Genomic DNA, 15458 nt, shown 5'->3' with positions numbered 1-15458 from the left:
GTGAGCTACTTGATGGTAAACAACTGAAATGTTGCCAGGTTCAAGTGAATCATCTTCAACGACATTAGAAGTGTACTTGTCACCGTCTTTAGTAACTTCAACTTTGAAACCATGCTTGTTGCCAGCATTGAATAATTGATCTTGATTATCAGTTAAAATCTTTTGAATATCAGCATCTTGAGGTCCAGTTAACTTACTATCTGTTGGATCAACAGTGTAACCGTCAATCTTAGGTGCATTGTCTTCACTGTAATCGAAATCAGAACCTACGTTGCTGATGCTATTAATCTTATGACTGTCTTTATCATAGTCAGTCGTAATTGTAGCTGAATTAAAGTTATCTTTCTTCGCAGGATCGTGAATTGATTTACCAGTAGCATTTGAAACGTAATCAATTTCACGACTAATTGAAATCTTTGCCTTTGGGTTGTAGTGAGCTACTTGATGGTAAACAACTGAAATGTTGCCAGGTTCAAGTGAATCATCTTCAGTTACCTTGGAAGTGTACTTGTCACCAACTTTAGTAACTTCAACTTTGAAACCATGCTCACTCTTAGAGTTAAACAGTTGCTCTTGATTATCAGATAAAATCTTTTGAATGTCAGCATCTTGAGGACCAGTTAACTCACTATCTGATGGATCAACAGTGTAACCGCCAATTTCAGGTGCATTTTCTTTACTGTAATCAAAATTGTCTGGAACGTTACTCATGTTGGTAAGTTCGTTAGTATTTTGATCATATTCAGTTGAAATAGTAGTTGAGTTGAAGTTATCTTTCTTAGTTGTATCCTGAAGTGATATGCCAGTAGCGTTTGAAACGTAATCAATTTCACGACTAATTGAAACGTTAACTTTTGGATTATAGTGAGCTACTTGATGGTAAACAACTGAGATATTACCAGGTTCAAGAGAGTCATCTTCAACTGGTTCAGAAGCTTTGAATTGACCTTTTTCATCTTTAGTGATATCAACACGCATACCATGTTGGTGCGAACTTTCAAATAAAGTGCCACGGTTATCTTCCAAGACCTTTTGAATGTCCGTATGACTAGGACCATCTAATTTAGCATCAGCGTTATCCAATTTGTAGTTAGAAACATCATCTTTTGGCTCATATTCTTTATATGAAAGGTGATTACTAATGTCATAAACAATGTAATCCTTAGTCAATGGATCGTAACTGATATCAAGTGAGTCAGCGTCAATGTTTGCTTCATTTAACGGTTCTTAAGTTTTGAGTCATCTTTACTTGATACAAAAGTAGTCTCACGTGACAAAGTAACATTAGGACTTGAGTTAACGAGCTTGGTTAAGTCAAATGTCACTTGGTTACCATCAAAGTACCAAGTAGAAGTGTCACCCCATTTAGCAACGTCACCACCGTTTTGATTACTTGGATCGCTAGGTTTAGTGAAATCAATTGCATAGTCTGAAAGGCCAGGGTATCTGTTAGTTAATTCTTTTCTGAATTCAGGGTTGTCATTGAGCTTATTGATATCTTTCGAATCAAGTCCGTATTTCTTTAAAGTATCTGAATCAATACCCAAAATCTTCTTAAAGAGATCTTCCTTTTTAAGAATATCCTTGTTGTCTTCTAAGACTAAATCGTCACCGTCAATGTACTCATAAGAGCCGTCTGGCTTTTGATAACGGAACTTAACTTTGATGTGCGATTCTCCGAAGACAGTAATTTTTGCTGAAAGGGATGTGTCATCATCAGTACTTGTCTTACCAGCTTCAACGTTCTTTGGTAATAATTGATCAGACCAAATCTTGTTAGCTACGTATGCAGTCTTACCAGCATCGGTTCTTAAAGTTGGATCAGTCCCTTCAGCAACTACACGATAGAAAGCCTGCGTTGGAACTTTGGCGATTTTAACAGCGACTGCAGTGACTGTTGAAGGATCAGCAGGGAGACTATTTGTGAAATCATTTTGCCAATCATCTTTACTAATATCTGCCATTTTCTTAGACTTATAATCTTTGTTAGTAGTATAGAAGATTTGAACACCTTCAGTAACTTCTTGGCCAGTAGCTACATTTATGACTTTAACTGGCTTTTGTAAATTAAAGTTAAATTCGGACTTGCCATCTTCAGTGTTCGGCATTCTAAGAATAGTAGTAAGATGTGTTACGTCATTAGAATCAGCATTCATAATCGTGGAGCTGAACTTCATGTTCTTTGAGCCCTTATCGTCAGATTTACCAACTGCAGCATAGGAGGGAAGCAAGTTACCCACAGCTTCAGTCGTTGTTTGGGTAACTGTGGCAGTTACTAATCTCCATTCATGATTGCTAGTATATGCCCAGTATGAATTCTTATTGTTCTCAACAAAGGCATCGGTTTTTAGATCTTCTTCGTCTTCAGGATATCCTCTGTAAATGTAAGATGGGTTATCTGTATCAAAAGGATCATAGCTTTTTTGTCCATCTGGTACAGTAACATATACATCCCAGTAGCTCTTAAGAGTTTTATTATTGATTACGGCTGCATTGTCTAAATGTAAGGTAAATGGTTTATTAATGATATCTTCACGTTTACCACCCTTGATTTGAATTTTAACAACAGTTCGACCGTTAACATCAAAGTAGCTGACTGTAGCGTTTTTAGGCAAGTTGCTGATAGGGTTATCAGGATTAAGTACTGCATTTATTGGTATGATTACATGGTAAGTTAAATTAGGAACTTCGTCCTGAACATCAAGTTGCGTAATTGTCAGAGTACCGCCTGTGGCACCGGCTTGTTTACTAGGCTGATTGGCTTCTGCTTCGTTTTGATTAAAATGGATATCTGTATCCGGATTTTTATCTAAAACAATTTGGCCTTGGTACCAAACGCTGTCGTTACTTGTTGGATCATGTTTTGGATTAGTTTTTGAGTCAGGAAGAGTAAGAGCAATTTTAGTAATTAATTGATCTAAATTACTTACCTTATCACCTTTAGCAGGTTGAGACTTGTCAGTCTTTTCAGCAGTTCCATTATTATCACCACGGTATTGTTTTGCTAAAACACCCATTAAATCAATGCTGAACATTTTGTGGAATGGGTCAACTTTGTCTGAATGAACATGAATATTCTTAATAAACTTTCCAGCTGGAGCGGTAGGAATGTTATCTTTAGTAAATTTATCAGACTTTGAGCCATCAGTGTATTCGTATTGGAATACTGGATTTGCATCACTGGTGTCATTATTGACAATGGTAGAAATATTCATACCATCTGGCACAATAACCGTTGCATCAACGCCATTAAGAGTTTCATTAGCTTGACTGCTTATACTTACGTTTCTATTTAATGCGTGGATACCCTTGTCACTATCTTCTCTGGTAGTAATCCATTCGGGTTGATCAGGGAAGTATTTATGTAATTTTTCATTGTGCTGGTCTGGAGTGATGTTTCCCGCAAGCAAATCACCAATTGGAGTATTTTCGATAGTATTATTTGTACCAAGAAGAACGGCTTTAAGTGGCACGGTGTGATCCTGATCAGACTCATTTTTAATAGTGATATCATCAGCACCAGAAATAGTTGTCTTATCAGCTACTTTTTGATCAATTTTACCGACGATATAGAAGTCATGTTGAACAGGATAGTTCTCAGCAGATTGAGAAGCGCTAAGTTTTAATTCTTTTAACTGGTCGTCATTGATCTTAGGAAATGTAATTATAAGTTTATTTCCATCTTGTTTGATCGAAAGATGACCGTAGTCTTTAAACCATTTAGGACTGTTAGCCTTAGTTTTTGCTTCGTTTAGAATAAAATGTTCTGGCACTGGAACCGTTAATGTTGTTCCTTGATTAAAGATTGGATTAATTCCAGCAGCCAAGCGCCATTGATAGTCAACATTAGGTAAAACTTGTCCATTTGAAACATATTGATGATCCATAGTGTAAATGTTGTGAAGACTATCGTTTTCACCATTATTATTTTGCCAATAAATGTACGGCTTATGATGGACTATTTGTTTGAAAGTAGTGTTTTTAATTTTTTGACCATTTTTATACACGTCAATGGCAATTTCGTAAGTTCCATCCTTGCGTACGACTGTTGGGTCAAAAGTACCATTTGTTTTGATTGCAATAATTTGATTGTAGGTACCAGAACCCTTCATCGTGTCACTGAATTCATATTCATTTACGTTTTCGCTTACTTTACTAACTGTTGCTTTATTTTTTTGATTATCAGCTGGTGTTAAATTATATGTGTTAGAAATATCAATTCCGTCAGATGATGGATGAATTTTGAAAGTAAATTTATCACCATCAACATAGTCATTAGTCTGGAAGTTTACTTGAACATCTTTTCCAGTTTCAACAGTTACCGTATCTTTATAGTCACTATTTTCGTCAAGAAAATTAATATTTGTTGTCTTCTCAGCTTTACTTTCAGCCAAAGCTTGCTTAGATACTGGTGAAGATGCTTGCGGAACAGTAAATGTCTGCATTTCCGGCGTAGTTGCAGTTTCATCCCCTACGCCGCTAGCAACTGGCGCATTATGTTGTGCTGGTGTCTCCCCTTCGCTTTGCACGTCTGTGTCACCTGCACTACTTGTGCTTGTGGTGGCCGCAGTAGTATTCGACGGCGCATTATCAGCGTGCGCTGTGCTTGCCATCCCGAACAGTAATGTCGTACTCAGCAAGACACTTGCTACCCCAACCGACAGCTTCCGCAACCCATAGTGCGGCACCCGGTCAGCTTCTTGTTGCATTTTATTCCATTGGTTATTTTTCGATACCATTTATCAAAACCCCCGTTTTCGATTTTCAGTAATGCATTGATTATTCAATTTTGTGTAATAAGTATTCCCTACTATAACAACTACTAGATCACGCGTGCTTTTTTTGCAATCATTTTTGTTATAGCATTCACTACTATGATAACACGCAATTAATCGGAATGGTTCGCTATTTTACTATAAAAATATTTTTAGATCATTAGTAAAAGCAAACCGCTCAATGCCTCACAAACAAGCCTTCGCCTACCCCTAGTGGGCGCAAGCTTATCATGTGACTTCACCTATTCACAATACCGTAATTGAAATTATCGTGCAACTCCCCTTCAACGCTGGCTAAATAGGCACCGTCCCCGATCAATGCCTAAAGCATCAGCAAGAAAACGCCACCAGCACAACCGAAATTTAAAAAATGACCGCCAGCGTCTGGTTTACCAAACGTTGGCGGTCATTGTGATTGATGGTGGCATGACGATACTAGCTCATTCACGCCTTTTCCCATCCCCCGGCCGAATAATAAAAGAAATAAGTGCAAACAGGCGATCAACTGACCGGCCGATTGCCAGGAAATGGAAAGTTATTTAGATTAAGTGGACACCCTTGTCGACATAGATAACATCGCCGACGACCCCGGTTGACATGTCACTCATCAAGAATGCGCAGGCGCCACCGATTTCAGTCGTCGTGACATCGACGCCATCCACCGTCCGCGACTGCGATTCCTTCAAGAGGTCGCTATGTCCCTTGATCCCGGTGACCGCGAGGGTCTTCACCGCCCCAGCTGAGATGGCGTTGACCCGGACGTTCTTTTCGCCGAGATCCCGTGCCAAGTAGCGGACGTTCGCCTCCAAGGCCGCCTTGGCAACGCCCATCACGTTGTAGTTTGGCACTGCCCGTTCCGAACCAAAGTAGGTTAAGGTAACGATACTTGCCGGAGCGGTCAACAGGTCTTGCTTCTCCGCTTCTTTACTAACGGCTAATAGTGAATAGGCGGAGATGTCCTGGGCAAGAGCGTACCCTTCCCGACTGGCATTTAAGATTGACCCACTAAGTTCGTCTTTCTTTGCGTAGGCGATCGCGTGCACCAGGCCGTTGACTTGGCCGAAGCGTTCCTTAATCGTCGCAAAGGCCGCCTTGATGCTCTCGTCACTAGCGACGTCACACTCGATTAAGTGGTCGTCATCGTTGACTAGCCGGCTAATGCTCTTTTTTAAGCGGTCGTTTTGGTAGGTGTAGATGATCTCCGCCCCCTGGTCAGCCATTGCGCGTGCACAACCCCAGGCAATCGACCGCTTATTAGCGACCCCCATCACAATAATTTTTTTACCTGACAACAAATTTCCCATTTTGTCCTGCTCCTTTTTAAAATTTTCGATACCGTGCCTGCCGCCGGGCGAGCAATTCTTGCGGTGATAATTTTTCTAGGGCGGCCAGGCGGTCTGCCAGCACCCGCGCGATATTTCCGGCGGTCCGCTGGTGATTACTTTCGTCTTCTTCAATGATCCCCTCAATCACCTTTTTCTTTAACAGGGCTTCCGGGGTCATCTGCATCACTGCGGCAGCCTCGTCTGCCCGGGAAGCATCCTTCCAGAGAATGGACGCAAAGCCCTCTGGCGAGAGAATCGAGTAGGTCGCGTAATCGAGCATCCAGACCTCATCCCCACAAGCAAGGGCCAGCGCCCCACCACTGCCGCCTTCACCATAGATGACGGTAATGACGGGGACCTTCACTTGACTGATCTGCAGGATGCTCTGGGCGATTGCTTCTCCCTGGCCGCCTTCTTCGGCTTCCTTACTAGGAAAAGCTCCGGCCGTATTGACGAAGCAAACGACTGGCCGGTGGAACTTATCAGCCTGCTTGATTAACCGCACAGCCTTTCGGTAGCCACCGGGCATCGGACTGCCGAAGTGCTTGGCAACCTTTTCCGCCGTCGTTGCTCCCCGGTCAGTCGTGATGACCGTTACCGCCTGCCCGTGAAAACTTGCAAGTCCACCGACAATCGCCGGATCATCACTGCCGCACCGGTCGCCGTGGAGTTCCATGAAGTCATCGAAAAGGTAGTTGATAATTTCCTTCCCGGTGATTTTCTGGTCGCTGCGGGCCTTAGCGACGATTTCGGCCGCGCTCAATTTAGCCACGGTGACCACCTCCTGTCTTGATTAACCAGGCTAGTTTTGCTTTCTCATCCTGCCGTTTGACGATTGCATCGATGAAACCGTGTTTGAGGATGTTTTCCGCCGACTGAAGGTCGTTGGGCAGTTTTTCGTGAATCGTCTGCTCAATCACCCGCCGCCCCGCAAAGCCGACAAGGGCGTGGGGTTCCGCTAAGGTGATGTCACCGTCCATCGCAAAGCTGGCGGTTACACCCCCGGTCGTCGGATCAGTCAAGACGACGATGTACAAGAGCCCGGCGGCTGCATGGTCCGCAATCGCCTGGGAAATCTTCGCCATCTGCATTAGGGATAAGATCCCCTCCTGCATCCGGGCACCACCAGACGCCGTAAACATCACTACTGCCTCGCGCTTACGCGTTGATTTTTCAAATAGGCGGCTAATCTTCTCCCCGGTCACCGTCCCCAGCGACCCCATGATAAAGGTCGGGTCCATGATTCCGAGGGCAAACTTTACCTGGCCGATCGTGGCTTCACCGGTCAAGACCGCATCGTTTAGTCCCGTTTTCTCCTGCATCTTCGCAATCTTCTCCCGGTAACCCGGAAAGTCAAGCGGGTCATCCGTCTGCAAGTCAGTGTCATCTTCTTGAAAGTCGTCGACTAGCCAGGAGAGTCGCTGGCGGGCAGCAATCCGCCACCCGTAGTCACATTCGGGACAAGTAGCGTACGCCGTCAGTTGCTTAGCAAATAAAGTCGTCCCACAGTGCGGGCACTTGACCCACATCCGGTCGGGCACCTTCGCGTCAGCTTCCTTGTCCGCCTTGACGTGGCGCTCACTTAAGGTATTACTCTGTTCGTATAATTTCACGCGGTTCCCTCTCCTTTCCAACGCGGTAGAAATGAATCCTCCAAGAAGGTCGTCGTCGCGGTCCCCTTCAAGAATTCCGGATCATTGAGGATTGCCAGGTGGAAGTTCTGGTTGGTCGTGACGCCGATGATGACCATTTCACCAAGCAGGCGTTTGATCTTCTCAATCGCCTCTGTCCGGTCATGTCCGAGAGCAATCACTTTGGCAATCATCGAATCATAAAAGGGCGTAATCTTCGCCCCGAGATACAAGGCAGTATCAATCCGCATCCCCAGGTTGCCGACCGGCAGGTAGAGGTAGTTGACCGTCCCCGTCATCGGCATGAAGTTGCGCTTGGGGTCCTCAGCATTGATCCGACACTCGATTGCGTGGCCGCGGATCTGAATGTCTTGCTGCGTAAATGGCAGGGGTTCATTCGCCGCAACCAAGACCTGGGCCTTAACCAGGTCAATCCCGGTGACCATTTCCGTGACGGTGTGCTCCACCTGGATCCGGGTGTTCATTTCCATGAAGTAGAAATGGTGGTCCCTATCCATTAAAAACTCAATCGTCCCGGTGTTGTGGTAGTCAATGGCGTCAATCGCCCGCAAGGCAATCTGGCCGAGGCTTGCTCGCTGACTGGCGGTCACTAATTGGCAGGGACTTTCTTCAATCACCTTTTGCTTGTTCCGCTGCAAAGAGCAGTCCCGCTCGGGGAAGTAAACCGCGTGACCAAAGTTGTCCCGAAAGACCTGCACCTCGATGTGCTTGACGTCTTCCATGATCTTTTCCAAGTACATTCGGTCATCGTTAAAGGACAGCTTAGCCTCACTCTGTGCCTCGGCAAAGGCCCGCTTCATCTGCTGGTCATTTTCAATCCGCCGAATACCTTTTCCACCACCACCGGCGGCCGCCTTTAATAGGACGGGGTAGCCGATCTTATTGGCGACTGCTTCTGCCGCGGCCGGGTCGACGATATAGCCTTCACTGCCGGGGATGACGGGTACGCCGGATTTTTTCATCTGCTCCCTGGCGTGTTCCTTATTCCCCATCAGGTCGATCACCGACGCTTGCGGGCCGATAAAGGTGATCCCACACTCGGCACACATCGTCGCAAATTCAGCGTTCTCTGACAGGAAGCCAAATCCTGGGTGGATCGCCTGGGCGCCGGTCCCGACCGCAGCCTCAAGGATGTTTTTTACGTTTAAATATGAGTCCTGTGCCCGGGCCGTCCCGACGCACACTGCTTCATCAGCTAATTGCACGTGAAGACTTTCCCGGTCCGCCGTGGAGTAAATTGCGACCGTCTTAATCCCCAGTTCACGTAACGACCGGATGATGCGCACGGCAATCTCACCACGATTTGCAACTAAAACCTTTGAAAACATCTCAACACCTAGCCAATCATAAAAGTTAATTCTGCGGTACATGCCCGCTCGCCATCGACAGTGGCAACACCCTTGCCGACACCGATGTGGCCGCGGACCTTTTCCAAGTGAACTTCGAGTTTCAATTGGTCACCAGGCCGGACGACCTTGCGGAATTCCGCTGACCGGATGCCACCAAAGTAGGCTGTCTTCCCCTTAAATTCTGGTTCCGATAGTAAAGCAACCGCCCCGGTCTGAGCCAGTGATTCGACAATCAATGCCCCCGGGAGGACCGGGTTTTCTGGGAAGTGACCGTTGAAGACTTCTTCATGGATGGTCACGTTCCGCCGGGCGATTGCCATTTCACCGGGCACCAGTTTTTCTACCCGGTCGATTAATAGCATCGGGTAACGGTGGGGGATGATCTTTTGAATTGCGTTTGTGTCTAATTCTTCTGTCATTGCTAATCCTCCGCGACCGTGAATAACGGTTGTTCAACTTCGACTAATTCTTCGTTGCTGACGTTGACGTGGGTGATGACCCCGGTGTAGTCACTCTTGATCTCGGTCATCATCTTCATCGCCTCGATCACGCAGACCACGTCACCCTTTTGGACATGGTCGCCGACACTGACATAGGCGGGCTGGTCCGGTTTCGGTTGTAAGTAGACCGTCCCGACCAGTGGTGCCTTGATTTCCTTGCCAGCAGAAGTCGCGGTTTTGGTCGGCTTGGCCGGGGTAGTCACTGCTTTAGACGGCTGGCTACTGGCGGCTGGCTTAACTGGCCGTGCCTGCTTGTTCTTGCTCAAATAGAGGTGGAAGCCGTCATCGTCAATATCAAGCTCCCGCATGTCGGAATCTTCGAATTTCTGCATTAAGGTTTGAATCTCTTTAAGCTCCAATTAAAAATCACTCCCATTTGCGAAAGGCTAAGACGGCATTATGACCACCAAAGCCGAATGAATTACTAATGGCGTACTTAGCATCCGGGGCAGCTTGGTTGGCCGTTGTCACCAGGTTGACCTGGCATTCCGGGTCTTGTTCGTGACAACCAATATTAGCTGGCAGTTTCCCCTTTTCAAGCGCGGCCACCGTGATTACTGCTTCAATTGCCCCGGCAGCCCCGAGCAGGTGACCGGTCATCCCCTTCGTCGAGCTGACCCGCACGTCACTGTCTTTACCAAAGACCTGGTTGATTGCCTTGGCCTCTCCCGCGTCATTGGCGTGGGTGGCAGTTCCGTGAGCATTGATGTAGTCAACTTCGCTGGGCTTAATCCCGGCTTCGTCAATTGCTTCCTGCATCGCCCGGGCAGCCCCTTTACCTGTGGGGTCCGGTGAGGTGATATGGTAAGCATCCGTAGTTGCGCCGTAGCCGACGACTTCGCCGAGGATCTTGGCGCCCCGCTGTTTAGCATGGTCAAGCTCTTCTAGCACGAGGGTGGCCCCACCTTCACCGAGGACAAAGCCGTTCCGGTGAACGTCAAATGGCAATGAGGCGTTCGCCGGGTCAGTTGTGTCACTAAGCGCGGTCAAGGCCGCAAAGCCAGCGATCCCAATCTCGTTGACTGATGCTTCGGAACCACCGGCGATCATCACCTTGGCCCGCCCTTCCTTGATTTGGCGGAAGGCTTCACCGATTGAGTTGGTCCCAGTCGCACAAGCCGTCACGATTGACGTCGAAATATTTTGGGCGTTAAAGCGGATTGAGATGTTACCGGCAGCCATGTTGGCAATCGCCATTGGGACAAACATCGGTGATACCCGCTTTGGTCCCTTGTCATGCATCTTAATGATCTGTTCCTGGATGGTCGTCAAGCCACCAATTCCCGACCCGTAGATCACCCCCAGGTCAGTTGGCGTGGTATTTTCTTCCGTTACCCCGGCCATTTCCATTGCTTCCACCGCACTTTGAATTGCGTACTGGGAGTAGAGGTCCATCCGCCGCGCCGCTTTTTTACCAACAACTGCTTGCGGGTCAAAGTCATCAATTTCCCCAGCAACGGTAATGCCGGTGTCAGTGGCGTCAAACTTGCTGATCTTCTTGATCCCGATCTTACCCGCGAGACTATTTTTTACAAAGTTTTCTACGCCGTTCCCGTTAGGAGCAATTGCCCCCATCCCGGTAATTACTACTCTTGGCATCTTATTCCTCCTACATTGTCATTCCGCCATCGACAACGACCGTTTGCCCGGTGATGTAATCATTAGCCGCTAAAAACTTAATCGTTTCCGCAACCTCACCTGGTAAGCCAAGCCGCTTCAATGGGATTAGTTCTAAGATTTGTTTTTGGACGTGGTCGGAAAGCGCCGCGGTCATGTCACTCTTGATCATCCCTGGTGCCACGGCATTGCAGCGGATCCCCCGCAATGCCCCTTCCTGGGCGACCGTCTTTGTCAGGCCAATGATTGCCGCCTTGCTAGCCGCATAGTTTGCTTGACCCGCGTTTCCGTGAAGGCCAACGACGCTCGCAAGGTTGATAATGCTGCCTGACCGCTGCTTGAACATCTTCTTGAGGATCCGCTGTGTCAGCATGAAGGTCCCCCGCAGGTTAACGTTGATTACGTCGTCGAAATCCGCGGTCTTCATCCCAATCAGGAGCTTATCCCGGGTGATGCCGGCGTTGTTGACCAGGATATCGATCCCATCATAAGTGTTCCAGGCGTCCTTTGCTAGTTGCTTAACCGCTGTTTCGTCAGCAATATCACCCTTAATATAGGTATATTCGGTGCCCGTTTCATTGAGTGCCGTTACCAATTCCGCCGGTAATTCATCGTGGCGCCCATTTAGGATTACCCGGCAGCCACTTCTAGCAAAGAGCAAGGCGGTGGCGGCACCAATTCCCCGGCTACTACCGGTGATAAAGGCAACTTTATTTTTGAGTTCCATCTTGGTACTCCTTTACAAATTTTTGATAGTCAGTAAGGTTGGCGATGTGGTTAGTTGTCAGCTGCCGGTCAACCTGCTTCGCAAAGCGGGTCAGGGTTTTCCCAGGGCCAATCTCCAGTGTCGCGTTGATGTGCTGGTGGTCAATTAAATACTGTAGGTCATCCCCAAAGTGGGTTGGCACTGCTAATTGCCGCTCCAGGATCGCGCTGGTCGTCTCCTTGGTAAATGGTACAACCGTCGTGTTCGAAATCACCGGCACTCTTGGCGTAGCAAAACTAACATCCTGCAGGCGGTCATGCATCTTCGCCCGCGCCCCATTGAAGAGGGGGGTATGAAAAGCGCCGCTGACCTTCAATATCACTGCCCGCTTGGCAAGGTGGTTGGATTTAACCTGTTTGACCATCTCTTTTACGTCTGCAACCCGTCCCCCAATGACTAACTGGGCGGGTGAATTGTAGTTGGCAATATAGACTTGCTTCCCACTTGCTGCGAGTTGCTGGCAAAGCGCAGTTACGGCCACAATATCTGGTTCAAGGATTGCGGCCAGCGTGCTAGCAACCTTGTCGGCATCGGCCTGCATATACTTAGCCCGGTCGACAAGGAGCTTCATCCCCGCAGCAAAGGTCACTGCTTGACTAGCAAACAGCGCCGCGTATTCACCGAGGGAGAGGCCGACCATCCCACTGATTGGCAGGGTTGGCACGTCCCGTTTTAACATCCGGTAGATCCCGTAGCTGACGGTCACCAGGGCGGGCTGGACATATTCCGTTTTGGCTAATTCGCCATGTTCATCCTTCATGATCGTCAGCAAGTCGAGGCCGCTAACCGCGCTCGCCTCTTCAACAATGCTTGAAAAAAGAGAGTCGGCCATTAGCTCGACTCCCATTCCCGCTCGTTGGGCACCTTGCCCGCTAAATAGAATTCCGTAGCGCATCTTACTTCTCGTCGAGTTGCTTTTGAACAAAGTCAACAACGTCGCCAACGGTTTGAATCCCTTCGTCAGCATCTAATTCGATATCAAACTTGTCTTCAAGTTCGTTCATGATTTCAAAGACGTCCAAGCTGTCAGCGTCAAGGTCATCCTTGATCTTGGCATCCATCGTTACCTTGTCAGCATCAACGTCTAATTCGTCAACCGTAATGTTCTTTACTGTGTCAAAAATTTCTTCCTTCGTCATAATCAATCTCTTCCTTTATTTCTTAGTATTTAATAATTGTCGTGCCAGTGCTTAATCCACCACCAAAACCGCTGAGGGCGATAATCTCACCACGCTTGACAATCCCTTTTCTCACACACTCGGCTAATAGGATTGGCTCACTGGCGGCCGCGGTGTTGCCATATTCAGTGATGTTAACGGGGAACTTGGTGAGTGGTTGCTTTAAACGTTTAGCAATTTGCTTAATAATTCGGACATTTGCCTGGTGGAGGATAAAATGATCCACCGCGTCAAGGTTAATCTGTGCCACCCTGGCAGCCTGTTCAATTGATGCCGGTACCTCATGGGTCGCAAACCGGTACACTTCCCGGCCAGCCATGGTAAATGGGCTGAGAGCGGTTAACTCCTTGGGAAAGTGGTCGCCCGGTTTCGTCTGCCCGGCAACAATCTTGTCACCCAATTGCCCGTATGTCTGCCAGTGACGGCCAAGAGTTAACGGTACAGTCGTTGTGACCTTTTTCAAAAGGACCCCACCGGCACCATCGCCGAACAAGACCGCGGTATTCCGGTCATGCCAGTCAACCAGTTTGGATAATACTTCCGCCCCAATCACGATCGCCGTCTGCCAAGCTGTACTTTTTAACAGCAGTTCTGCCGTGTTAAAGGCGTACACGAAGCCGGTGCAGGCGGCCGAGATGTCAAACGCAACTGCATTGGCCATCCCCAGCCGTCCCTGGACGATAGCCGCGGTAGACGGCGTGTAGGCATCGGGTGACATGGTGGCAATGATGATTAAGTCGACCTGGGAAGGGGAAATATTTGTGTTTATTAATAATTGCTTGCCTACCTTCACCGCCAAGTCGGCTGTATTTTCACCCTGGCTAATGTGGCGGCGAGAAATTCCCGTGCGACTCTTAATCCATTCATCAGAAGTATCCATCAAAGTAGTTAGTTGGTCATTAGTGACAACACATGGCGGATTATAACTAGCAGTACTAATAATCTTTACATCTTGCACTAACTTTCCACACCTTTGTTTTATGAGTGTTCGTCAACAAAATCTTCAAGGTTTTGCATTGCCTTTTTGACGACTTTCATCTCTTCATCATTCATCCCCTTGAGAAAACTCTTCACCATCATGTTATGGAAGGCCCGGTGTGCCCGGTATAATACCCGGCCCCGCTTTGTCAATGCCAAGCGAACTACTCGCCGGTCTTCCTTATCGCGGATCCGTTCGACATAGCCCTTTTTAATCAGGCGGTCGGTCATTGAAGTCATCGTCCCCGGTGTTAGGTGAAGTTTGTCTGCTACTTGTGAGATGGTCTGGTGGTTGTACATTGAAATTGCGTCAATGGCATGCATTTCCTTGATCGTCAAATCATTAAAGGTACTCTTTCGCAGCTCATTTTCTTCGATCCATAAGATCCCCGAATAGGCCTTGATGAGCCCCCTGTTTATCTTGAGGTAATCACTTTCTCGACTCATAATGCATTTCTCCCTTTCAATTTTATTCGACAGTACAAATAATTTGATTATCAAAATACATTATAAATGATAAAAGCTAACCATGTTAAATCTTTTCTTTACGTTCTGCAACGATGAAAACCAGCTCCGCGCTGCAAGCCGTCTTGCCATCGACAGTTGCCGTGGCTTCGACAATTCCCATCTTTGAACGCACTTTTTTCATTTCAATGTGGAGTTTTAAAACATCCCCTGGCCGAACCATTGCCCGGAACTTGCCCTTATGAATTGCACCAAGGTAAGCAGTCTTTTTGTAAAATCGTGGCGATTTTAAAATCAGAATTGACGCTGCCTGGGCAAGTGTTTCAATAATCAAGACTCCCGGCATTACTGGGTTGTGCGGGAAATGTCCGCGAAAGAATGATTCATTGATCGTCACGTTCTTGGTTGCCGTGATTTCTTTTTCAGGAACCATGTCATCCACGTAATCGATGTAGCAAATCGGGTATCGGTTGGGGATGAGGTCCATGATCTCCTGCGCGGTCATTATTGCCAAAAGATTCACCTGCCTTCAAAAAGTATTTCGAGTATCAAAATATTCGATGGTCAAATTATATGCAAAAGTATTTTGATTGTCAAACTATTTTAGCGATTTTCGAAAAAGTAGTTAACCCCATGTGATAGTTAGGCCGTTGATATGATAGCTTTTAAATTATATTTAAACTTTTAAAATTTTTTCTGCCCTCTCCTCAGGCGAATTAAAAGTTAGTCTTTACTGGTGACTGATAAATTGGTAAAATAGGATTTGTTGCATAACGGGAAATAGCTCAGCTTGGTAGAGCACCTGGTTTGGGACCAGGGGGTCGCAGGTTCGAATCCTGTTTTCCCGATCGTG

Annotated in this window: 14 protein-coding genes and 1 tRNA gene; 1 reads left to right on the top strand and 14 read right to left on the bottom strand. The window is 46.9% G+C overall.

Going from position 1 to position 15458, the window contains the following annotated elements:
* Positions 1 to 1217: 1217 nt before the first annotated feature.
* The 14 genes from CZ502_RS07930 to fabZ (CZ502_RS07865) all read right to left on the bottom strand — a co-directional run bounded on the left by CZ502_RS07930 (position 1218) and on the right by fabZ (CZ502_RS07865) (position 15119).
* Entirely contained in the window at positions 1218 to 4739 is a 3522-nt protein-coding gene (locus CZ502_RS07930) for a YSIRK-type signal peptide-containing protein (RefSeq protein ID WP_076461334.1), read from the bottom strand.
* 575 nt (positions 4740 to 5314) lie between these two features.
* Complete coding sequence (fabI, locus tag CZ502_RS07925) at positions 5315 to 6079, bottom strand: enoyl-ACP reductase FabI (protein WP_076461333.1); 765 nt, start codon at positions 6077 to 6079, stop codon at positions 5315 to 5317.
* A 16-nt stretch (positions 6080 to 6095) separates the two neighbouring features.
* Positions 6096 to 6872, bottom strand: a complete 777-nt coding sequence (gene accA / locus CZ502_RS07920; RefSeq protein ID WP_143457280.1) for an acetyl-CoA carboxylase carboxyltransferase subunit alpha — start codon at positions 6870 to 6872, stop codon at positions 6096 to 6098.
* Positions 6865 to 7713: an acetyl-CoA carboxylase, carboxyltransferase subunit beta gene (accD, locus tag CZ502_RS07915; RefSeq protein WP_076461331.1), complete on the bottom strand. Its 849-nt coding sequence runs from the start codon at positions 7711 to 7713 to the stop codon at positions 6865 to 6867. The genes accA and accD overlap by 8 nt, the downstream gene beginning before the upstream one ends.
* On the bottom strand, positions 7710 to 9080 hold the full coding sequence (gene accC, locus CZ502_RS07910; RefSeq protein ID WP_076461330.1) for an acetyl-CoA carboxylase biotin carboxylase subunit: 1371 nt from the start codon (positions 9078 to 9080) through the stop codon (positions 7710 to 7712). The genes accD and accC overlap by 4 nt, the downstream gene beginning before the upstream one ends.
* An 8-nt stretch (positions 9081 to 9088) precedes the next feature.
* On the bottom strand, positions 9089 to 9520 hold the full coding sequence (fabZ, locus tag CZ502_RS07905) for a 3-hydroxyacyl-ACP dehydratase FabZ (protein WP_076461328.1): 432 nt from the start codon (positions 9518 to 9520) through the stop codon (positions 9089 to 9091).
* Positions 9521 to 9522: 2 nt separating this feature from the next.
* A complete protein-coding gene (accB, locus tag CZ502_RS07900) occupies positions 9523 to 9960 on the bottom strand; it encodes an acetyl-CoA carboxylase biotin carboxyl carrier protein (protein ID WP_076461326.1) in 438 nt (145 codons plus the stop codon).
* A 7-nt stretch (positions 9961 to 9967) separates the two neighbouring features.
* Positions 9968 to 11200 (bottom strand): beta-ketoacyl-ACP synthase II, encoded by a 1233-nt coding sequence (gene fabF / locus CZ502_RS07895; RefSeq protein ID WP_076461324.1) that lies wholly within the window; start codon positions 11198 to 11200, stop codon positions 9968 to 9970.
* Positions 11201 to 11210: 10 nt separating this feature from the next.
* Positions 11211 to 11945 carry a 3-oxoacyl-[acyl-carrier-protein] reductase gene (gene fabG, locus CZ502_RS07890; RefSeq protein ID WP_076461322.1) on the bottom strand — a complete coding sequence of 245 codons (735 nt, stop codon included), beginning with the start codon at positions 11943 to 11945 and terminating at the stop codon, positions 11211 to 11213.
* Positions 11929 to 12879 (bottom strand): ACP S-malonyltransferase, encoded by a 951-nt coding sequence (locus CZ502_RS07885; RefSeq protein ID WP_076461320.1) that lies wholly within the window; start codon positions 12877 to 12879, stop codon positions 11929 to 11931. The genes fabG and CZ502_RS07885 overlap by 17 nt, the downstream gene beginning before the upstream one ends.
* A 1-nt stretch (position 12880) precedes the next feature.
* Positions 12881 to 13123 (bottom strand): acyl carrier protein, encoded by a 243-nt coding sequence (locus CZ502_RS07880; RefSeq protein ID WP_076461318.1) that lies wholly within the window; start codon positions 13121 to 13123, stop codon positions 12881 to 12883.
* Between the two features lie 22 nt (positions 13124 to 13145).
* The gene (locus CZ502_RS07875) at positions 13146 to 14120 is read right to left on the bottom strand and encodes a beta-ketoacyl-ACP synthase III (protein WP_076461316.1); all 975 of its coding nucleotides are present in this window, start codon (positions 14118 to 14120) and stop codon (positions 13146 to 13148) included.
* 20 nt (positions 14121 to 14140) lie between these two features.
* Positions 14141 to 14587, bottom strand: coding sequence for a MarR family winged helix-turn-helix transcriptional regulator (locus CZ502_RS07870; RefSeq protein WP_076461314.1), 447 nt, complete (start codon positions 14585 to 14587; stop codon positions 14141 to 14143).
* An 85-nt stretch (positions 14588 to 14672) separates the two neighbouring features.
* Entirely contained in the window at positions 14673 to 15119 is a 447-nt protein-coding gene (gene fabZ, locus CZ502_RS07865) for a 3-hydroxyacyl-ACP dehydratase FabZ (RefSeq protein WP_076461312.1), read from the bottom strand.
* 260 nt (positions 15120 to 15379) lie between these two features.
* On the opposite strand from fabZ (CZ502_RS07865), the gene CZ502_RS07860 reads away from it, so the two are divergent.
* Positions 15380 to 15453 (top strand) — tRNA-Pro (locus CZ502_RS07860).
* The last annotated feature ends 5 nt before the right edge of the window (positions 15454 to 15458 follow it).

It is taken from the genome of Limosilactobacillus caccae, assembly GCF_900156885.1.
GTDB classification, from domain to species: Bacteria; Bacillota; Bacilli; order Lactobacillales; family Lactobacillaceae; genus Limosilactobacillus; species Limosilactobacillus caccae.
This window is presented reverse-complemented; position numbering and strand designations above follow the sequence as displayed.

Coding starts and splice junctions, on each gene's coding strand:
- CZ502_RS07870 (WP_076461314.1), bottom strand. CDS start 14,587: ATGAGTCGAGAAAGTGATTACCTCAAGATAAACAGGGGGCTCATCAAG.
- fabF (WP_076461324.1), bottom strand. CDS start 11,200: ATGCCAAGAGTAGTAATTACCGGGATGGGGGCAATTGCTCCTAACGGG.
- accC (WP_076461330.1), bottom strand. CDS start 9,080: ATGTTTTCAAAGGTTTTAGTTGCAAATCGTGGTGAGATTGCCGTGCGC.
- fabI (WP_076461333.1), bottom strand. CDS start 6,079: ATGGGAAATTTGTTGTCAGGTAAAAAAATTATTGTGATGGGGGTCGCT.
- fabG (WP_076461322.1), bottom strand. CDS start 11,945: ATGGAACTCAAAAATAAAGTTGCCTTTATCACCGGTAGTAGCCGGGGA.
- CZ502_RS07880 (WP_076461318.1), bottom strand. CDS start 13,123: ATGACGAAGGAAGAAATTTTTGACACAGTAAAGAACATTACGGTTGAC.
- CZ502_RS07885 (WP_076461320.1), bottom strand. CDS start 12,879: ATGCGCTACGGAATTCTATTTAGCGGGCAAGGTGCCCAACGAGCGGGA.
- fabZ (WP_076461328.1), bottom strand. CDS start 9,520: ATGACAGAAGAATTAGACACAAACGCAATTCAAAAGATCATCCCCCAC.
- CZ502_RS07930 (WP_076461334.1), bottom strand. CDS start 4,739: ATGGTATCGAAAAATAACCAATGGAATAAAATGCAACAAGAAGCTGAC.